Annotated in this window: 18 protein-coding genes and 2 pseudogenes; 13 read left to right on the forward strand and 7 right to left on the reverse strand. The window is 42.6% G+C overall.

Annotated features, from left to right (window positions below):
* The 3 genes from ACTRWF_RS18760 to ACTRWF_RS18770 form a co-directional block, all read left to right on the forward strand.
* The coding region (locus ACTRWF_RS18760; protein ID WP_462836030.1) for a hypothetical protein at positions 1-334 on the forward strand (334 nt) is incomplete at its 5' end.
* Between the two features lie 353 nt (positions 335-687).
* On the forward strand, positions 688-2034 hold the full coding sequence (locus tag ACTRWF_RS18765; protein ID WP_462836031.1) for a Fic family protein: 1347 nt from the start codon (positions 688-690) through the stop codon (positions 2032-2034).
* 663 nt (positions 2035-2697) lie between these two features.
* Complete coding sequence (locus tag ACTRWF_RS18770) at positions 2698-3207, forward strand: hypothetical protein (protein WP_462836032.1); 510 nt, start codon at positions 2698-2700, stop codon at positions 3205-3207.
* A 180-nt stretch (positions 3208-3387) separates the two neighbouring features.
* Here the strand turns inward: ACTRWF_RS18770 and ACTRWF_RS18775 are convergent, their stop codons facing one another.
* Complete coding sequence (locus tag ACTRWF_RS18775) at positions 3388-3687, reverse strand: hypothetical protein (protein WP_231130109.1); 300 nt, start codon at positions 3685-3687, stop codon at positions 3388-3390.
* 511 nt (positions 3688-4198) lie between these two features.
* Here ACTRWF_RS18775 and ACTRWF_RS18780 point away from each other — a divergent pair.
* The 8 genes and pseudogenes from ACTRWF_RS18780 to ACTRWF_RS18815 all read left to right on the forward strand — a co-directional run bounded on the left by ACTRWF_RS18780 (position 4199) and on the right by ACTRWF_RS18815 (position 10715).
* On the forward strand, positions 4199-5383 hold the full coding sequence (locus ACTRWF_RS18780; RefSeq protein ID WP_278383399.1) for a methyl-accepting chemotaxis protein: 1185 nt from the start codon (positions 4199-4201) through the stop codon (positions 5381-5383).
* Positions 5384-5439: 56 nt separating this feature from the next.
* Positions 5440-5805: a response regulator gene (locus ACTRWF_RS18785; RefSeq protein ID WP_278383405.1), complete on the forward strand. Its 366-nt coding sequence runs from the start codon at positions 5440-5442 to the stop codon at positions 5803-5805.
* Between the two features lie 118 nt (positions 5806-5923).
* A pseudogene (locus ACTRWF_RS18790) lies at positions 5924-6049 on the forward strand (Hpt domain-containing protein); the annotation flags it as partial.
* Between the two features lie 39 nt (positions 6050-6088).
* Positions 6089-7516: pseudogene (locus ACTRWF_RS18795) on the forward strand (methyl-accepting chemotaxis protein); the annotation flags it as partial.
* Positions 7517-7518: 2 nt separating this feature from the next.
* Positions 7519-8349, forward strand: a complete 831-nt coding sequence (locus ACTRWF_RS18800) for a CheR family methyltransferase (RefSeq protein WP_462836041.1) — start codon at positions 7519-7521, stop codon at positions 8347-8349.
* Between the two features lie 8 nt (positions 8350-8357).
* Positions 8358-8975, forward strand: a complete 618-nt coding sequence (cheD, locus tag ACTRWF_RS18805; protein WP_024015561.1) for a chemoreceptor glutamine deamidase CheD — start codon at positions 8358-8360, stop codon at positions 8973-8975.
* A gap of 2 nt (positions 8976-8977) precedes the next feature.
* Positions 8978-10024, forward strand: a complete 1047-nt coding sequence (locus tag ACTRWF_RS18810; protein WP_462836033.1) for a chemotaxis-specific protein-glutamate methyltransferase CheB — start codon at positions 8978-8980, stop codon at positions 10022-10024.
* A gap of 430 nt (positions 10025-10454) precedes the next feature.
* On the forward strand, positions 10455-10715 hold the full coding sequence (locus ACTRWF_RS18815) for a hypothetical protein (RefSeq protein ID WP_012516928.1): 261 nt from the start codon (positions 10455-10457) through the stop codon (positions 10713-10715).
* A gap of 124 nt (positions 10716-10839) precedes the next feature.
* Here ACTRWF_RS18815 and ACTRWF_RS18820 read toward each other — a convergent pair whose 3' ends face one another.
* The 3 genes from ACTRWF_RS18820 to ACTRWF_RS18830 all read right to left on the reverse strand — a co-directional run bounded on the left by ACTRWF_RS18820 (position 10840) and on the right by ACTRWF_RS18830 (position 14569).
* Complete coding sequence (locus ACTRWF_RS18820) at positions 10840-11511, reverse strand: haloacid dehalogenase type II (RefSeq protein ID WP_012516932.1); 672 nt, start codon at positions 11509-11511, stop codon at positions 10840-10842.
* A gap of 230 nt (positions 11512-11741) precedes the next feature.
* Positions 11742-13541, reverse strand: a complete 1800-nt coding sequence (locus tag ACTRWF_RS18825; RefSeq protein ID WP_462836034.1) for a diguanylate cyclase domain-containing protein — start codon at positions 13539-13541, stop codon at positions 11742-11744.
* 143 nt (positions 13542-13684) lie between these two features.
* Entirely contained in the window at positions 13685-14569 is an 885-nt protein-coding gene (locus tag ACTRWF_RS18830) for a DMT family transporter (protein WP_012516934.1), read from the reverse strand.
* Between the two features lie 268 nt (positions 14570-14837).
* Here ACTRWF_RS18830 and ACTRWF_RS18835 point away from each other — a divergent pair, with 268 nt between their 5' ends.
* On the forward strand, positions 14838-15356 hold the full coding sequence (locus ACTRWF_RS18835; protein ID WP_462836035.1) for an HAD-IA family hydrolase: 519 nt from the start codon (positions 14838-14840) through the stop codon (positions 15354-15356).
* On the opposite strand, the gene ACTRWF_RS18840 is transcribed toward ACTRWF_RS18835, so the two are convergent.
* The gene (locus ACTRWF_RS18840) at positions 15353-15511 is read right to left on the reverse strand and encodes a hypothetical protein (protein WP_155761724.1); all 159 of its coding nucleotides are present in this window, start codon (positions 15509-15511) and stop codon (positions 15353-15355) included. The genes ACTRWF_RS18835 and ACTRWF_RS18840 overlap by 4 nt on opposite strands.
* Before the next feature lie 69 nt (positions 15512-15580).
* Here ACTRWF_RS18840 and ACTRWF_RS18845 point away from each other — a divergent pair, with 69 nt between their 5' ends.
* Positions 15581-19465 (forward strand): ATP-binding protein, encoded by a 3885-nt coding sequence (locus ACTRWF_RS18845; protein ID WP_462836036.1) that lies wholly within the window; start codon positions 15581-15583, stop codon positions 19463-19465.
* An 18-nt stretch (positions 19466-19483) separates the two neighbouring features.
* Here ACTRWF_RS18845 and ACTRWF_RS18850 read toward each other — a convergent pair whose 3' ends face one another.
* On the reverse strand, positions 19484-19807 hold the full coding sequence (locus tag ACTRWF_RS18850; protein ID WP_012516938.1) for a DUF3392 family protein: 324 nt from the start codon (positions 19805-19807) through the stop codon (positions 19484-19486).
* A gap of 65 nt (positions 19808-19872) precedes the next feature.
* Entirely contained in the window at positions 19873-20826 is a 954-nt protein-coding gene (locus ACTRWF_RS18855; RefSeq protein WP_462836037.1) for a sugar phosphate isomerase/epimerase family protein, read from the reverse strand.
* Between the last annotated feature and the right edge of the window lie 22 nt (positions 20827-20848).

A 20848-nucleotide genomic window follows, 5' to 3' on the forward strand; every position in this document is an offset into this window, starting at 1 on the left:
CTCGGAAAGCGGTGAAGAGGCTAATACTTCAGCACTCGATGAGAGCGAGTATGATGCGCCTGGAGTTAATGAAGCAACGGGATTACCGCTTTTATCTAGTGGAGTAAAAGGTTGTCCTGGTGTTATCGACGTAGAAGGAAATCCACGCGGCACTGATATGTCAGACCACCTAGGTGTTGATACCACGCTCGATATTAGTTTTATAGATACTAATATGGCTTGTGGATGTGATGTCCATTCTGATACCGACTGGATGACAGACACAACGTCTATTGATAATGGTTTTGACGATTTTGGAATTAACGACCTGTCAGGGTGTGACGGAGACTGGTAGATGACTGTATTTCAATTCGCCTTACTGGTGTTATTACTGCTAGTAGCTTTAGCTATCTGGCTAATACCATCTTTTGAACGGTTATTAGAAAAGTATATGAAGGCTGACGGTTAGTTTCCCTATCTTATGTCTTCAAAGGCTTACCCAAAATATGCAGTCTTATGCATTCGATAAAGAAGAGCTAATTCTAATGATGGGGAGAAGGTTCCGCACTCCGTTGAATAATATTGAAGTGCGCGATTATGAACTTTACTTTTATTTCTAAAACTATTCTCTCAAAATTTAAAATTTGCGTTTTACGCCTGATAACGCCATTATACTAACTATCGAAATTAACTTTGAAGAGTGGCTCCATGGCAAAAGCAAGGGTCGAGAACCCACCTAAGTTCAATTTTCCAGATGATTTTAGAGATATATCCCCCTTCCTCGGTCAATGTGATGCTACTGACAGTAAGGGACGTTATCTACACTGGTCGCAATTTAAGTGGAGAGTTGAAAAAGAAGACGCTGAAAATTTATGGAAGGCCGTAAAATTTAAAAGGATGACTCAATATAAACAGATTGGGTTAAAAGACGAAAAAGGTATCCCCTTTGTATATTGTACTCCTCACTCGATGGAAGCTACTCTTTACCAATTAGTAAAAATTACTGGTGGCAATGTTGGTGCAGTCGCAGGCTCCACAGCGAGTGATAGTTTACAGAATAAGTTCTTAGTTTCGTCTCTTATAATGGAAGAAGCTATCACAAGTGCTCAACTTGAAGGCGCATCAACTACAAGAGAAGTAGCAAAGAAAATGTTGGAGGAAGAAAGAGAGCCAGTCGATGAAGACGAAAGAATGATTCTTAATAATTACCTCCTTCTTAAATATGCAGAACAAAAGAGTAAAGACGAGCTAACTTTGGATATGATTCTAGAGTTCCACAGAATCGCTACACAAGGAACAACGGAGAACAACGTCGTTCCTGGAGAATTTAGAGTTGAGAACGACATATTCATAGAGGATGGAGATGGAAATGTGGCACACCAACCGCCCGATTTCATGCTGATTGAAGAACGGTTAAAGTTGTTGTGCGAGTTCGCTAATCAAGATCACTCAGGTCAGGGAGGATGTGATTTTGTTCATCCGCTTATTAAGGCAATTGTCCTCCACTTTATGGTTGGATACGAACACCCATTTAGAGATGGTAATGGTAGAACAGCTAGAGCATTATTTTATTGGTTTATGTTGAAAAGCGAATATAGATTGTTCAAATATATATCCATTAGTAAGCTCTTAAAGGAAAAGCCCAAAGAGTACGGGTTGTCATACATGTATACAGAAAAAGATGACAATGACTTAACATATTTCATTTACTATCAGCTAGATACTATCTATAAGGCATTCGGAGAGCTTGAAAATTACTTGGATAATAAAGTTTATGAATACAAAAAGATTTCTGAGTCATTAGAAAAAACAGCATGGGGTAATATACTCAATTTTATCCAGAAAGATTTGATCAAAAAAGCGGTTAAAGAACCAGGAAGAATATTTACAATCAAAGAAGTTTCTAAGTCTTATTCAATCTCGGATAATACGTCTAGAAGTCATCTGAATAAACTTACCGAACTTCGGCTTTTTCTGTCTACTAAAGACGGTAAAAAGACAATTTTTATAGCACCTTCAGATCTTTTGCAAAAGCTAAATTCAACAGCACCCTGATTAATTCAAATATGGATTATTGGTTTAGATGAGACAAAATTTAATAAAAATAGTGCCTTGGGAACGATGAAGGTGTGACGATTTTTAGTCTTGTCACAGCGTTTTGTCACAGGGAAGCGGCGCTACAGGCCGCTAAAATCAATAGGTGGCATCATTGCAACAAGGCTCGTAGGGATTGAAAATCCGCGTGTCCCTGGTTCGATCCCGGGTCGAGGCACCATTCTTAGAAGCCCTTGCAGAAATGCGAGGGCTTTTTTGATCTAGGTTGTTGTATCAAGTTAGCGGAACACGCTGGCGTGCCCCTGCGGCTGCGCCGCGCGTTACAATCCCGGGTCGAGGCACCACTTATAAAGAAGCCCTGATCAGAAATGGTCGGGGCTTTTTTGATTCCGGTGACCCGAGTTTCCATACAAACCCCGTTTTCCAAAAACTATTCCGATAAAAGCTTTTATCTAGCGCTTTAATCATCCAGTTATGCCAAATGCTGCGTAAGTGCATACGAAAGGGTGCTTAACTTAGCGAGTGGTGCACTTGTTGATTTTTAATCTAAGTAATTTCATGCACTTAATCGTTGAGGTTTGATTTAATGCGTTTTGCATGGGCTACGACTAGGCTTTAGTTGTGGACTTTCACGATTTAAATTAAGAGGGAGTTTTAATTATAATGCCAAAGTATATTCGTAATTTTCTATCATCGAATAAAAGCCATCGAGCACGTTCGAAGCCGCCAAAAGTAGTCAAATTAGGTACTTATGTATCATTCTTCATTGTTTCATTTATTGTATTTCCTGGTTCCACTTTAGCAAAAACGGTTTGTAGTACTGAAGTGGTAGAAGAAAAAGGCACCCCTACTCTTAGTTCTGGGCTGATTGATGCAATGTATGAAGCAATTAGCACTAACACTTTTGATCTTGACGAACCTTATACTTTGATAAGTAAGAAACATTTCTGTATGGGTGTAGGAGAGTCTAATAAAGGAGCCGAAAGTTCTTTTGAAACTCTTAACAGTGTCCCAAACCCTGATCCAGCACCGAAAGAAGGTGACAAGCAAACAGTCAAGCAGACTAGAGCTGATGGAACCAGGGAGTGGACTTATACTTATGTGAATGGAGTTTGGGTATTGACTGGATACAAATACACACCTTTGCCTGATTCTGATAGTCTGGATCCATAATTGACCAGCCTCATATAAATAGATCCACAAGATAGATGAATTTGAGCATGATAATGCCCCCTAGTGGGGCTTATTGATGAAATCGAAACTGAACAGATAGTTTCCACTATTTAAGCTGCATGTAGCAGCTGAAAGGCCAATAAACGCCTCCAGTTATTGATAGTGACGGATACACTAGCGCTACGACATCTGTACCAAACTTAAAAACTCTTGACGCGAAGACACATGGAATTGTGCTTTTAGTGGTTTTTTAACGCCCGTCCGAAGTATCTGAACCGTTTTCGTGCCTAAACTATTATCTGCACTAATTGCAGACTCCTCACAGTCTCCAATAACCCATACTTCATTCGTAGCTGGCTTATATTTTTCAACCATATAGTCCAAAGGCTTACGCCAAAAAGCCAGACGCATTTCTTGACTTAAAAAGGGAGTTAAATCGTTACGCTTATCTGACTCGATGACATTGAATAGAGGTAACAATATGCCTTCACCTACACTATTGTTCGGTGCTAAGCACCTTTCGAAATCAAAAACTTAATAATGGTATGTATGGCTAAATTACTAGGGAGTGGCGTGCGTCATAGGCACACTTGAATGTTTCAATTTCAGAAAGAGCACCTTGCATAGTCGCGCACTTGTCGCATAGTGGAACGAAGCCAAATACTCTGAAAACAAGCCTGATAAGAACTAGTTTGCGCTTTTTAGACGCAGTTAAAGCCATAGAGCGCTTTTTTAATAAAAAACCTATGCATGTTCTTGCCTACTTTTCAAAATGGGTACTACGCTTATCTCATGTGTGCAAAGCCAGTTAATCATAACGTTGTTACCCAGCTTAGCTAACAACGTTATGTTGCTTTTGCGCTAGGCTTTTTGTCTATTGGCGCTCATATAGTGTGCCCAGCGCTTTGCAATTCGTGAACCAAGTAACGTGCTTAATTATGAAAGAGTACTGTTGAGGATAAGTCGCAGTGTCTTTTCAAGGAGAGTTTTTTTGTCATCTAATAACTTACCTTCTATGCAGCAAGGGGCTTTAAAGAGCATATATGTACTTTGTGTAGTAGGCATAGCTGCTTCTTGGGCTTTGTTCTTTTTTGTGTCCGCGCTCACAGCGCTTGCGGTACTAACAGGCGTAGTTGTCTTTAGTGCTTTCGTTTATAGCAAAAGTGCGGATGAAGTTGACGAGATCTATCCAAATAACGACTCCCTAGGGCAAAGCGAACAAGCAGGTAGTACTGATATTAAAAAAGCGAGCGAAGAGCTCTCCCATTCATTGAGCACATGTGATACCAACTTATCCTCTATTAAGTCGACGCAAGATGATGCGGTTGAAACCTTGTCACATGCTTTTAGTAGTCTAAAGGGACTGGTAGCACAGCAAACACAATGTATTGATGCGTTATTGAGCGTTGATGCTACGCAAACACAGTCCTATTCCGAACGCATGCGCACCTTTGCGCAAGAAACCGACGGAACCCTAACCCAATTTATCGATTCAACCGAGCAAATGTCCTCATCAACAAAGCACTTGATGGAACAGGTGCAAACTATCCAACAGGCAATGCCTACCGTGATAGATGCGCTAAGCGGTATTGACGATATTGCCGCCCAAACTAACTTATTGGCCCTAAACGCAGCTATTGAAGCGGCGCGAGCCGGTGAAGCAGGTAGAGGCTTTGCGGTTGTAGCAGATGAAGTACGCGCCCTTTCAACCCGTTCTACCCAGTTCAGTGACGTAATTAAAACCCAGGTCGAGAACATTCGTAGTTTGGTAGATAAGCTTACTGACACTGCAGAATTTGTAGCCTCGCAAGATATATCACAGGTTGTTAATGCTAAATCACATATTAGTGATCAACTGGCGGAAATCATCAGAAAAGCAGAAGCAGACCTTGTTACTACGAAACAAATTGAAGATATAGGAGCACAGCTTGATGCGTCGATAAACGCAGCTATCCGAGGTATGCAGTTCGGGGATATTAACGGCCAGCATATCCAATATACCCAAGACATGATCGCGTTCATTTTAGAACAGTTGGCAACGTTAGATGCCAGCAATATTGAGCGTTTCGTCAACGCATTAAATGAGTACCAAAAAGGACTCGCTGCGAAAGGTAAAAATGACCACAACCCAGTGTCTGCAACCTCTATGGACGCTGGAGAAGTTGAATTGTTCTAAGCTAAGAAAGGAACAGGAAGCACGTCAGTAATGACATACTTTGGAGAAGTGAGCAAATGAGCAAACACATTTTAGTCGTCGACGATTCGGTATCAATTCGTCAAATGGTAGAAATGACACTAAAGGGCGCTGGGTATACCGTCACCACAGCCCAAGACGGTCAAGAAGCCTTTGATAAGTGCAAAAGTCAGCAATTTAATTTTGTGTTAACCGATCAAAACATGCCCCGTATGGACGGCCTAACTCTTATTAAAAATTTGCGAGGCCTTGGTGCCTACAGCAGAACGCCTATCGTTATGCTTACGACAGAAGCTGGTGGCGATATGAAAGCGAAGGGCAAAGCTGCCGGTGCAACAGGCTGGATGGTTAAGCCCTTCGACCCTAATAAGCTTCTTGACGTAAGGCGCCGCGTATTGGGTTAGGTCGCCTAACCATTCCTATTATCTGGAAGGATTCAGAATGAGCATCGATATTGAACAGTTCCATAGCGTATTTTTCGACGAGAGCGATGAGCATCTCGACGATATGGAACAGCTATTGATGGGCTTGGATGTTGAATCACCAGATCCTGAAGAACTGAACAGTATATTCCGTGCTGCCCATTCCATTAAGGGTGGTAGCGGTATCTTTGGTTTTGATGCGTTAATGAATTTAACGCACGTGATGGAAAACTTGCTTGATCAAGCGCGTAATAATGAGCTGAGCATTACCGAACAAAAAGTTAAAAATGCTTACTATGAAGGGCAACTTGCAGCAATTGGAAAGTCGCAGGCCGTCATTGAATTTAATATGGACGGCATTATTCAGCATGCCAACGACAACTTTTTAAACACGGTGGGCTATACCCTTGAAGAAATTAAAGGCAAGCATCACAGTATGTTCGTGGACCCTGCTTACCGAGCTAGCCCAGAATACGCGGCGTTCTGGAACGGACTACGCAATGGTACGTATTCTTCGGGGGAATACCGAAGAGTGGGCAAAGACGGCAAAGAAATATTTATTCAAGCCACCTATAACCCAATTTTAGATCACAATGGTAAGCCTTTCCGTGTGGTTAAATTTGCTACTGATATTACCGGCAGAACCCAAGCCGTAGATGAAATTAAGCATGTCATGACAAGACTGACCGAGGGAGACTTAACGGTTAATATCGAGCACGCTCTTGAAGGAGACTTCGCTGTACTTGGTGAAGCGATAAACCAGTTCATTAATGAAATGCGCGGCACCATTACCAGTATCAATGATGCCGTTGAAACAATAAATGTGGCATCTGGTGAAATTGCGACAGGTAACGCTGACTTATCAAGCCGAACTGAGCAGCAGGCTTCAAGCTTCGAAGAAACCGCATCAAGTATGGAAGAGCTAACCGGAACGGTTAAACTCAATGCTGAAAATGCAGAGCAAGCTAACGGTTTAGCTGCGCAAGCTAGCAAAATAGCTTCTCAAGGGGGAGAAGTCATTGGTGAGGTCGTAGATACCATGACGCAAATTAACGACTCAGCACAAGAAATTTCGGACATCATAGGCGTGATTGACGGCATTGCCTTTCAAACCAATATTTTAGCATTAAATGCGGCAGTGGAAGCAGCCCGAGCGGGTGAACAAGGTCGGGGTTTTGCCGTAGTAGCGTCAGAAGTACGTAATTTAGCGCAACGTTCTGCAGAAGCTGCCAAAGACATTAAAGAGCTTATTTCAGACTCAGTAAGCAAAATTGCAAGCGGCAATCAGTTGGTGGTGAAGTCGGGTGAAACCATGGCTGAGGTGGTCACCTCCATTAAGCGCGTAAACGATATCATGTCTGAAATTGCTGCCGCATCGGCAGAACAGGCTTCTGGAATAGAAGAAGTGAGCAAAGCGGTTATCCAAATGGATGAAATGACGTAGCAAAACGCGGCCTTGGTAGAAGAAGCAGCGGCCGCGGCAGATAGTTTGAAACAGCAATCGGCACAGCTAAACGAGCGAGTATCGGTATTTGAAGTAGGTAAAGGCCTAACTGCTGACCAGCAACATCTCGCCGCATTACCTCAAAGAAATTTTGGCCATCAACGCGTGGCCTCGACCACTCATCACGCCCCGCAGTCAGCTGTACTTAAACCTGCTATGCCTGTTGAGGCCGAGTGGGAGTCGTTTTAATGATGGCAGCGGTAGAGGAACGCAATGGTATACGGGAGTTCGCCTTTGAAAAGGCGGACTTCAAGAATGTTCAGCAAATGCTGTTTAAAAAAGCGGGCATTAATTTGTCGGACGCAAAAGAGGCTATGGTGTACAGCCGATTGGCGCGGCGCATACGGGCACTCAATTTAAAAAGCTTTAGTGAGTACCTTGGTGTAGTGAATCAATCAGAGGCTGAGTTAGAACAGTTTATCAATGCGCTAACCACCAACTTGACGTCGTTTTTTAGAGAGCCCCATCATTTCACCGCCTTGGCTGAGTATTTGCGACAGCATTCGAATGTAACGAACATTTGGTGTGCGGCAAGTTCCACGGGAGAAGAGCCTTACTCGATTGCTATGGTCGTGGCAGAAGCCTTTGGTAGCTTTAAAACGCCCGTGAAAATCATAGCTTCAGACATTGATAGTAAGGTGTTGAGTAAAGCAAAGGCTGGCATTTACCCATTCGCTTCGATTTCAAAAATACCTGTTCACCGGCAGAAGCGGTTTTTTCACAAAGGAAAAGGGGCGAACGAGGGCAAGGTAAAAGTGGTCGATGAACTTCGCAACATGGTGCAGTTTAAAAAGCTCAACCTGACAGATAAAAAATGGGATGTAAAGGGGCCCATAGATATTATCTTTTGCCGAAATGTGATGATTTATTTTGACAAGCCAACCCAGCTAAAAGTACTGCAAAAAATGGTGGGCATGCTTAAGCCCACTGGACTTTATATGGCGGGGCACTCTGAAAATTTCAATATGTATACTAACCTTGTGAGACCGGTAGGAAAAACTATTTATCGACCGGCTGATTAGGAGTATTCGTGGCGTCTTGCAACTTTGAAGTACCGATAAGCTATTACGACAAACGCTTTGCAACTGACGCTGTAAAGCTGTTGCCAGGGCAGTACTTCGTTACTACCCAAAATAAAATGCTGGTCACTGTGCTGGGCTCCTGTGTGGCGGCATGTTTATTTGACCCGGTTTCAGGCATTGGTGGCATGAACCATTTTATGCTGCCAAGCGTGAATAAAACTGCCGAAGAGTTCGACAAAATGCAGGGGATGGCCGCGAAGTATGGCGTTCACGCCATGGAACTGCTTATTAACGATTTAGTGAAGGCCGGGGCGTCAAAAAAGAGAATTAAGGCAAAAATATTTGGCGGGGGGAAGGTGGTTCCCTCGTTCGTTCAAAACGATGTGGGAAGGTTTAACGCCGAATTTGTTACCCAATTTTTAAACACAGAGCGCATTCCCATACTCGCGAGTGACTTGTGCGATACCTATGCACGAAAAATCTATTTTTTCCCTAATGACGGTAACGTACTCATGAAGCGTATTCATGAACTTAATAATGCGACCATTATTGAGCGCGAAAGCCAGCATCGTTGGGAGCTGTCTGCTCGGGCACCAAACGGTAGTGTTGATTTATTTGAGGACTGAAAATGACAATTAAAGTACTGGTAGTCGATGACTCTGCGTTGATAAGACAAATTCTCAGCGAAATTATAAAAAGCGAACCAGACATGACATTGGTGGGTGCAGCGCCCGATGCGTTTGTAGCGAAAAAACTCGTATTAGAGAAATCACCTGATGTAATAACGCTCGATATCGAAATGCCAAAAGTAGATGGTTTACGGTTCCTTGAAGTACTAATGAATGCAAAACCGACCCCGGTTGTGATGATTTCCACGCTCACCGAAAAGGGCGCTGACGCCACACTTCGTTCATTGGAACTTGGGGCTATCGACTTTGTTGCGAAACCCAAAATTGGCGTGGCGCAGGGCATGGCTGATTATCACCAACTTATAGTTGGAAAAATACGTACTGCCGCCCGCTCTAAAGTAAAGAAAGCGACGCCTGCTAAGGCATCAGCGGTAAGCAAAGTGAACTACACTGGCACAGAAAAACTTATTGCGATAGGCGCATCTACCGGTGGCACTGAAGCCATTAAGGAAGTGCTGCGAACATTTCCTGCAAATGCACCGGCGACGGTTATCACTCAACACATGCCCGCTGGGTTTACATCGACCTACGCAAGGCGTTTAGACTCGGTATGTCAAATGCAGGTCAAAGAGGCAAAAGGCGGGGAACGCTTGCTGCCTGGACAAGCTTACCTAGCGCCAGGTGATAAGCATATGGAGATAGAAAGGAGCGGGGCTGACTATCGAATTAGGTTAACTGATGGGCCCCGGGTTTCAGGCCATAAGCCCTCTGTTGACGTACTGTTCAATTCAACTTGTAGGAGCGCAGGTAGTAACGCGATTGGTGTGCTATTGACTGGCATGGGCAGTGACGGTGCAACGGGCTTGCTTGAATTATCAAATGCGGGCTGTGAAACCTTTTGCCAAGATGACGCGAGCTGCATTGTATTTGGCATGCCAAAAGTAGCCATCGAGAAGGGCGCGGCCAAGCAAGTGATAAGCTTAGACAGGATGGGTGAAACAGTGATGGAAACAGTAGAAAAACTGTCAGCGGGTAGTCGTTTGTAGGTGTAGTAAGTAAATACTAACAAAAAAGAAATGCCCGTCCTAAAATCGCTAAGTGGATTGGGATAAGCCCACTTGTTTCGAAAAACCTAAGGTGTTTTAATATCAACGCGTTACAGTTAGTAATGCTGCTACAGAATGCTGTTACTGTGGCCGATACTATGGATAGGCTAATTGTTAATTACGCAAAATATAAAAATCGATACGTAAGTGGAATGGTAAGATTAAGTAAAGTCGTCATAATAATATAAAAGACAATGGCTTACAGGTAGTGGTTTCAGTAAAGTAAGCAGTGATTTATTACTGCGTATATTTTGAAGTACCTAACAAGAATAAAAGGCCTGCTATATTCCTTACAGATTTAAAGCAAGTATATGCTCATTTTTACGGTATGACACTAACCTGGGATTATAACGAGTAGTTGGGGACTCTTATGAAACAGCAAACGCTAGTAGCGCTATCGGCCTTAATGTTTTCTTCTTCTGTTTTTGCGAATGGCGGATTTGAACCAAATAAAAAAGAATGTGTTAATGTCGGCAAAGAAATAACGCGTGTTAGCAGTGAAATGGATACTGCCAAGTCAGGGATCCAGAAGTCGTGGCTGAAACGTCAGCTAGGCGCATTAAAAACAAAGCGCACTTCTTGTAGCATGAAAGGTTTTGAAGCAAATAAGCCAGAACTGGCTAAACTCTAATTGCCTAAATGCTTGCTGAAAGCGACATAGCGAATTAGCGCTAATACGAATAGAAAAGTCTTACCTAGGTAAGACTTTTTTGTTTGTGCTGCAATAACACGGGAAACCCGTGCAGAATAAAACATTAACGAGTTACTAAACTAACCAGCTCATTCAATGATGCAATACTGTGATCGGGAGTTAAACCGAGCGGGTACATCATTTTCCCTGGCCGTTCTACAAACGTAGTTCGCATTCCCGTTGCTTTAGCCCCGCTTACGTCCCATCCGTGCGCGGCAACCATCATCGCCTCTTCATTTTTCACATTGGCTTGTTGGCAAGCCCAGTGATACACCGCGGGGTGAGGCTTGTAGGTTCGTACGCGCTCTACACTCAACACGTGGGAAAAGTAGTGTTTAATATTGGCATATTCTAGTTGAGCATTTAAGCCAGTTTCAGATGAATTAGATAGCGCTACCAAAGCAATACCGGCACTGTGGAGAGCTTTGAGCGTAGGGATGACATCATCATGCGCAGGCAGCTTCGTAATGTATTGCTTAATGGTGTCTTTTGCCGTTTTTTCATCTAGCGCAATGTTTTTACTGTGGGCCACCATCGTAAGTGCTGCACCGCCCACATCAATGAAGTCGTGAAACTGTGAAGACATGGTGTCGACTAAACTATGGTGAAGCAAGTTAGCAAACCACAGGTCTACCAGCGTTTCATCACCCTCTAAAACCGTTGCGAGCCCCGTTTTAATGGCCTGCATATCCAATAGTGTTTCGTTGATATCGAAGAATATTACCCGTGGCGTCACGATACACCTTCCTTTTGCTATTGGTGACAAACGTAGCGCTTTGCCTAAACGCACTTGTAGCTTATACCAATGTAAAACAGAAATGGTTTTGCGAAAGCGTTATACGACCAAAGTCGCCTCTGTTGCTTTGAAATTCAATGTAGAAAGGAGCAGACGGATAACATAAGAAAATAAAAAGCCGGCATAAAAAGAGTGATACCAGCTTAGTATTTTATAAGCTTACAGTATATTTATAGATCGTCGGCATTATTATTTATATCAAGGGACATGGCGATATCATCCAGTATATCGTTAAGGCCCGTTATCTTTTCATTAGCGATAAATACGCTCATGTGTGATTCAACCTCAATACTGTCGGTTGTCGTTTCACTTTCAAACGTACTATCAAGTGCGCTTTGCACTCTATCGAAGAACTGGCGCGCACTTCTTTCCTCGATATTGTGTAGGCACAAAATAAATTGCTCGGTACCAAAACGGCCAAGAATGTCATTGCCGCGCGTCGCATTTTGAAGGGTCTGGGCTATTTTTCTTAACACCAAATCGCCTTTGGTTGAGCCCAGTTTACGGGTAATGTCACGCAGGTTACTCACATCGAAAATGGCGATGGCAATGGCTCTACCTAGTTTTGGCGCATCAAGTTTATTGATACGGGAAATAGCAGAGTCGGCGTTAAGTAGCTGAGTTACCGGGTCGATAGCTTTACGCGCTTGGTGTTTTCTGTGCAAGACATAGCCCGCTATACCACTTATCAGTATGAAAACAATAATAGCGGTATACAGTGTATTTTTACGTCGCTGCTCAGCTTGCTCAATGGCAGACTCTAGATCATAAATGCGAGTATAAAGGTTGGCTGCACCGATAATTAAGGAAGAGTCTTGCGCCAGTTCCCTGCGCTTTGTGACTTCTTTTGAATAAATGTTGTGCGCCGCTTTAGCGCGCTCCAAATCCCCTAACGCAATGTACATATCTACATTAAAACTTAAATAGTCTAAATTGGTTTCAAATACCTTAGGTATTACATTGGCGTTCATTGCCTTGATTTCTGATAGGTACTCTCTTATGCAAGGCAGGTCGCTATTTTGTAAGCAAATTTCGGTTTTATGCCAGCTAACCAGCATCTCACCTAGCGAACTGGATATATTCGCTGTTGCCTCTTCTAGATCGGGCAGGGTGTAAGCCAAGCTAGTATAGTCTTGGGTTTTTCTATAATAAATTGACAGCGCGTACTGATACAAAAAGTTGCTAAGCGTGGTATCTATTTCAGTATTTAATGCACCTAGTTCTAATATGCTTTGGTACGCTCGGTCGAACTGACCACTGCTTAACAGTGACACAATGGCGCTAATAATAATACTTACCCTGTTACTGCCTTCGTACACTTGAAGCCCCATCTCATGGGCTTTTAAATACTGCTCGGCGGCGAGGGCGTGCTGCTCTAAGCTACCGTAAAGTAAACCTATAGAGTTATGAATATGCGCCAGTTCCCCCGGGCTACCGTCATTTGAATAGCGCTTTAACACGCCAAACATTTTGCCCAGCCTAACTTCAGGGGATGAAGAATCGGAACAATAGCTAATAAGCCCTAAAGAGGCACTGGTAAAAATATCGCTGTGACGTTCGGGTGAAGATAAGTCTTGCGCCTGCTTATAGTATTTACAGCGCGCTGGGTTTTCCCTTGCATCATAAGAGAAGCCAATTTGATAAATGGCAGACGCAAATGCATAGGAACTCTCATCAATGTTGCTCTGCATTATCGCTTTTAGCAGCATTTTTTCTGCTTCTTCATATTTGCCGCGGCAAATCAAAAACTGCCCCTTTGCGACAGTCAGTGCGAAACGCTGCTGGGTAGAAAGAGATTCGCCTAAAAGCGTTTTTTCAAGTTGAGGAAACAAGGACTGGCTAGGACAGTCGTATGAAGGAGTGCGAACTTCCTCTATGAAAGCGTCTATCGCATCACTTGCCTCTGTTGTGAAAGAAGCAAACGCAACGCTTAAAATCAAAATTATTGTACAAGCAATCTTTTGAAACATGAGTATTCGATTTTGTTTTTCCTCAATAATATCGATTTGATTGGGGAAGTACTACAAAAGCCCCATAAAAAAAGCGGCTTTTTTATGGGGGCGGGGGGAGAGGTTTGTTTATGAGTAGCTTAAAGGCAAAATTTAATACGCTGTTAGTGTGCAGAAGGCGCGCCAAAGCTTACCAAAATAGCAACGCCTATTAGGGCAACCCCAGACCAGATAATAGTGGCCCTTGTGGCTTTTTCTCCCAGCACCCACGCAACCCCAAGCGACATTAATGCGCTGGTGGCAATAAGCGTTTGAACAACGGCGGCTTTTGCATAGGCAAAAGCAAACATTTGTAAGTAAATTGCGGCAGTAGTACCCAGTAACGTGGCTAAGACAAACGCGGGCCATACACGATTGCCATTTTCAATAACGGGCATATAGCGCGTTTTCGTAAGCGCAATAAAGGGGACGACAAAAAACATACCACCCACTAAGCGTAAAAACGCGGCACTGGCAGCGTCAATTTCACCCGCGCTTAAAATGTCGCGGCTAACTACCGCCCCTATAGCCTGACATAGCGCAGCACCCACGCCATATAAATAACCACTGGTAGCAAATACGTGGGTAGTACTGCGCTTGCGTGCTTTAATTACCATGTCGACAGAAAACAAAACAACGGCTACGCCGACCCACTGTTGCCAGGTGATCCATTCGCCAATAAAAGCCATAGCGAAAAGGGCCGTAAAAAGCGGCGCAAGGGTTTCGGCAACCAGTACAGCTTGGCTATCGCCAATGCTTTGCAGGGCTTTAAAAAAGCAGGTGTCGCCAATGCCTATACCAATTAGCCCGCTTACAAGCAGCCATAAAACAGTGCTAGTGGTAAGCCCTGTAGGCTGAACCACTAGCAGTACTGCCGCTAAAATGGCGATAGAAATAAGCCCCTTCCAAAAGTTCATGGTAAGCGGTGAAAATGCGTTGCCCGTACCTCTGAAAAGACGGGCAGCAATCGCCCAACAAAGCGCTGTACCTAGCGCAGCAAAAACACCCATAAATTACCTGTTAAAAATATGATTAATTCAGAAAGGGCAAATTTAGTTTGCCAAAAAGAGCGGCTATGCTAATGCAAGGTGTGGCTAGGGTAAACTTAAATAAACGAGTCGGCTTTTTGTTAAAACTTCAACGCCTTAAGTAAACGTAATCCAATGCAAAGCCTAATCGTGGCATCATAAAAATCAAACATAGAGCAAAGGCGTAGTAGGCACCTGCCGCTTAACCCAAGCAATAATACGGCTAACGAAGTAAAAGGTATAAAAGGGCGTGAATATTAAGCAAATAGATTTAACCGGTGTTAAAGGCGTAATATTTGATTTAGATGGCACCTTAGTAGAGTCGAGCCTTAACTTTACGAAAATGCGTGACGATGTGGGCTGCCCACATGACCAAGACATTCTTACGTTTATCGACGCCCTTACTTGCGTTAGAACAAAAGCTAATGCACACAATGCTATTTTACGGCACGAGTTAGAAGACGCTCAAAATGCGAAATGGCTAGAGATAGGCAAAGCCATGGTAGAAAAAGTGCAAGCTCATAATTTACCCATGGCGATAGTTACCCGCAACTGCCGCCAAGCAACCGCTATTAAAGTCGCCAATAACGGCATTCCCATCGACTACGTGCTTACCCGCGAAGATGCCCCAGCCAAACCCGATCCAACCGCATTATTAATGGTGGCGAATACATGGCAGCTTCAACCTGAAGACTGCCTGTATGTAGGCGATTTTATTTATGACCAGCAAGCCGCCGAAAATGCTGGGATGAAGTGGTTGTTGGTTTAGATTTCAACTTTATGGCCATCAGGAGGAGGTGGTAATTCAGGAAGAATATTTAATAGCTCCTCATCACAAAGGTGCATAGGCCCAGTTCCTGCATATACTTTAGTATAGTCTTCCTCTGCAAGCTCTTGCATGTTTGTTTTTTGTTCGATATTCATAGTGAACCTTTTCCTCATTTAATTTAACAACGCTAGAAAGCGATGCAAAATTAACAAGGCTTCAGACATATGGATTTGCGAATAGAGACAACATTGAAATATTGCACAAAATATTTAGGACTTGGCGCAATTTTAGTAATTCTTTGTCTCTTTTTTTCCAATACCTCACATGCATTAGAAGTTTCATTAAACGGTAAAACAAAGTTTGCGGGTATCTCGGCGGGTATTATTAGAGATGTTGAAGTTGTTGGTGATTCTGTTTATATCGCTTCAGAAAATGGGGTCTTTAAATATTTAGGAGGTCAATCAGAAAAGGTTGCCTATAGTTCTTCCCCTGAAATGCACGGTACAATTTCCGACCTCTTTTTCGATGGCAAAGAAACACTCTGGATAGTCGAATTTGGGGTAGGGGTTCACAAGTATAATCTTGAAACCGGTGCTTCTGAAATGTTTTCCAAAAATACCAAGTGGCCGAAGTATGCTTGGAAGATTGCAGCTTTAGAGCACTTTCTTGTTGTTTCACTCATACAAGGCGTGGTCATTGTAGAAAAGAGCACAGGTGTGGTTCAAGATTGGGCCTCGAATATAGGAGTCGGCCATGTAGATAAAGTCCTTTCTATCGCTGTCCATAAGAACGAAATAGTCTATTTGACTTCGGAAGAGGGGCTAATAGTAGTCACGCCTGAAAAGACAGCCATTGAACTAGTCAATCTAGCGAAAACGTTACCGCTTCTTTCAAAAATACATTCTGTTGCTGTATCTGAAAACAATGTTTACATTGGAGGTAAGGAAGGTGTTTATCTTTGGGATACTTTTACCGACGAATTTTCTTTTTATTCATTCAAAGAGCTTAGCGATAGTGTAGGACCAGTCTCAGATATTTACGTTTCAAGGGAGGGGCGAATATTTATAGCGGCTGGTGGCCTATACGAAATAGTAAAAGCAGAGATAAGGAAGCCTGCTTTTATGTCTCCCTTGATTACCTCTGAGGGTATAAAAAGCATAGTTAAGTTAACCGAAATCTCTTCGGGAGAATTGTTACTCGCTTCTTCACAACTCGGCCTTATTTCAATCACTCCTTCCCATGAGGCTATAAACCTTATTCATGAAAATGATCAAGTTTTAAGGAAGAACATCAAGACTTTCGGTGTTAGCGACGAGTTTGGATACGCTGTTAAAACGAAAGATAAAAGTTATCTAATCAATCTTGAAAATGGTGAATTAACCCCCTCTGATTTTTGGCAAGGCAACCAGTGTATAGATAAAAACCTCAAAATCGTTAATAAAACTTACTCAAAGAGTATCGCAAGCTACGCTTATTGCGATTCCCCATTTTCTCACTCAATAAACAATTCAGATTCATCTTACTATGCTTATCATGATGATGGTGAACAAGGTTTTTACGATCTGATAGTGAATGATGTGATAGTAGATAAAATACCTGCTCCACGCCAAATGCTGTTCTCTCTATCAACTTCCTCAGGAGAAATTGCTGGATTCGATACGAAAAGCAACTTTCATATCCAGATGTCAAAATTTCATTGGAAAACTATTTCTCCAGACGAAGGTCATTGGGTAGGTTTGACTTGTTTAATTGAATTAGAGGAGGTTTTTCTTGTTTGTACATCGGGGCAAGGAGTTAAGTCAATTAGCAAGAGAAATGGGAATATAAAACAGTCAAAATTTCACTTTGAAAATGAGGCGCGATTTATCAGAGGAGGGCAGCTAACCAGCAATAAAAACTTATGGTTCTTAACTAATATGGGGCTTTATGCTTTCACACCGGGTGAACAAGTTTTTTTATTTGATGAAAGTGATGGTTTCTTCGACACAGATTTTGAGTATAGAGGGATAAGAGAATTAGGTGACCGCTTAATTATTCTTGGAGATAAGTATTCATACGTGGTTGATGAGATAAAAGCTATCGAAGCAATGAAAGTGAAACAGGATATTAAAAGTAAGGTCATTTTCACTCGTGTTGAATGGGTAGATAGTGAAATGACCCCCCGCAGTTTATCCCCAAGTTCACTATTAGAAAATTCACCTATCAAATTAGAAAACAGCTTTAATGAGTTGTCTTTAGATTTTAGGACAAACAGCTACTCTGCACATGAGACTCAGGAACTAGAGTTCAGGATTTTAGGTATCGAGGATGAATGGAAAGTTCACCCCATGCCTCAGGCTTTTCTAACTGTGTCCGACTTAAACGCCGGTCACTATGAATTTCAAGCGAGGGTGAAAGGAGAAGAATCCCCGGTATCATCGCTTCTTTTTGAAGTGGCTTTGCCTCTATATCTGCAAAGCTACGCACTTTTATGCTATCTACTCATAACATTGTGCATATTTATACTTTATAGAGTTGGCTATTTAACGATTCTCTGGGGGCAGTTCAAAACCACCACCCTATACACCCACCTGACTCGATATGAAATAACCGACGGACACTCAAAGTTCGAAAAAATGCTGCGTAGTAAAGAGCGTTTCATCAACGAGATCACCCACGAACTTCGAACACCCATTCAAGTCATAAACGGCTCGTTAGAAAAAATCTCTGATACAGATATGGGGACGCGCAAAGAGTTAGTCTGTGTTCAAGATAATATGAAGAGGGTTGAGCAACTAATTAACCAAATGAACCACGATGTTCCCTCAGCGTTAAACATTGAGGACTACTACAAGTCATACTCGTTAGAAAAAATCCGTTTTATTGTTTTATCCCTAGAGCCTTTAGCCAAACAAAAGAGGCAAAATTTAGAGGTTCGGATAAAGGGGAAAAAAGAGGTATTGCTCATTAGCGATAGCCTAGAAAAAATCTTGGCTAACTTAGTACAAAACGCTGTTAAATTTACACCTGAACTTGGCACGATAAAAGTGAGTGCAGTACAAGATAGCAAAGTGCTGAAGATAACCGTAAGCGACGATGGTGAAGGGATTGAAGACAACCTGCAGAGTAAAGTATTTGAGAGATTTGCTAGGGGAAATACAGAAATAGAGGGAAATGGTGTTGGGTTAACAATGGTTAAAACCCTAGTCGAGTTGAACCAAGGGGAGGTTACTCTTCAAAGTCAAAAAGGTGTGGGGACGAGAATAACCGTAACGTTGCCTATCGATGATATTGCTTTTTTGAATTCGCACGCTGAAAATTTGTCGCCGACAAATGCTGAGACAAGCAAGAAATCTCTGTTAATTGTTGATGACAGCAGGGAGTTTCGTTCTTATCTCTTCGAACTTTTTTCTCCTAAGTATCGCTGTTTAGTAGCGCGAAATGGTACACAGGCTTTAGACGTTATGCAGCATTACTTAGTGGATGTAGTGATTACCGATCAAATGATGCACGAAATGGATGGACTTAGTTTGACTAAGGCCATTCGCAGTAATGCCAGCTATGCCAATATTCCTATATTAATGCTTACCGCTAAAACCGGAGCAGAACTAGAAAAATCTGCGTTAGAAGAAAAAGTAGATTACTTCTTGGCAAAGCCTGCCTCTAACGAAGAAATTATGCTTCGTGTAGAGCATCTTTTAGCTGTCAGGGAGGCAAAGGAACAAGGGGAAGAGGGGCGCGATCAACCTGTGTTCAAGTTTGGTTGCCTAAAAATTCGAGAGTTTGATAACGAAAAAGATATGGCGTTTTATCTCAACTTTATTGCTGTACTCGAAAAAAACTATCACGATGAGTCTTTCAACAGAGATCAGGCAGCAACGGCGTTACTGATCAGCCCTCGAAGTTTGAACCGTAGAATGTCAGAACTTTTCGATTATAACTTCAGTGAGTTTCTTTCACGTTTTAGGGTAGAAAAGTCTATCCCATTATTGTTAGAAGGAAAGAGTATTCTAGATACCTGCCTAGACGTGGGCTTCGGCACCGCGGCTTATTTTTCGACGTCCTTTAAAAAGGTTATGAGCTTACCACCCAAAAAGTTTGTGGAGCAATACAATAAAACAGTAGCGTAAAGGTAGTATCTAAAAGAACTAAATATACCTACGCCTTTCAGCCAAAAAGCCAATCAATAGAAACGATGCCACATAGCCTGCACCTTGGTACTGCCAAGGCAAGTAGGCTAGGGTGTGTTTTAAGAACGGTGCGCCGTACAAAGTTAGTGCGCCATAGCCAAAGGCACACAGCACTACAAACAAACTAATGCGAATGGTGAAATGGTAAGGTGCCAGTATGCGTTTCACATGGCCGTTAATCAGGTCGCCGTACACCACTAAAATTGTGGCCATAAGCATAATGCTCATTTCTGTGTAATAGGGGCTTAATGCGCGAGAAAGGGCACTAAAAAGTTCACTCATAAATTTACTACTATTATGACGATTTTTGCTGTGTGCCCATTATAACCATGGCGAGTATAAAAGCGTTAGCTTACGCCTTTATTTAGTGCACTTACCGCGTTGAAGCCTTGTTCAATAGTGGCAATACGGTCGGTGGTTTGATCCCGCTCTACAAATTTATGTTCAATACCGGCTAACTTGCCGTGCGCGAATATCTCTTTAAAGTTAATCGTGCCCGTGCCCACATCAGCAAAACTGCCGTCTTCAGCCAAATCTTTTACATGCCAAAGCTTAAAGCGGCCTGGGTACTGCTTAAAGTAATCAATGGGATTTTTACCTGCTTTTACCGTCCAGTATAAATCCAGTTCCATGGCAACAAGGTCTGGGTCGGTCTGAGTTATAAGCACGTCTAATGGTGTCTTACCGTCGCGTACTTCAAATTCAAAATCGTGATTGTGGTAGGCAAGGGTAATACCTTCTTTCTTACACGCTTCACCAATGTTATTTAGCTTTTCGGCAAGAGCTTGGTATGGCGCAATACCCCTACCGCGTTGCGCTTCACTAAGCCAAGGTACCACTAAATATTTGTGACCAATGGTTTGTGCGTCATCTAAAATTTGTGACAGGTTAGTATCGAACGCGTCTAACTGAATATGAGCCGAAGGCGCAGTAAGGCCATTGTCATCAAGCAGTTGCTTAATTTCCTTTGCGCTATGGTCAAAGTAGCCTGCAAATTCCATTTCCGAATAACCAACATCAGCGACCAGTTTAAGCGTAGCCGGCACACTTACTTTCATAATATCTCTAAGCGTGTAAAGCTGCAGACCAACAGCACTTTTTTGCATGCCCTTCATCATAGCTCCTTTATCACTACCATGCCCCTGAACCGAACTAGTACTTGCCAAAACAGCAGGAGCGCTCATAGCCGCCAGTAAACCAGATGAATATTTAATGAACTGTCGTCTTGAAACGCCAGAGCCAATATTACTGGCCGCGTCTAAAATTGCTGTCTTACTTAAGTTTGTTTTACTTAAATTCACTGCTTGCTCCTTTTCTGTAGTG

This window comes from Alteromonas sp. G5_S2_22_S1 (assembly GCF_054968525.1).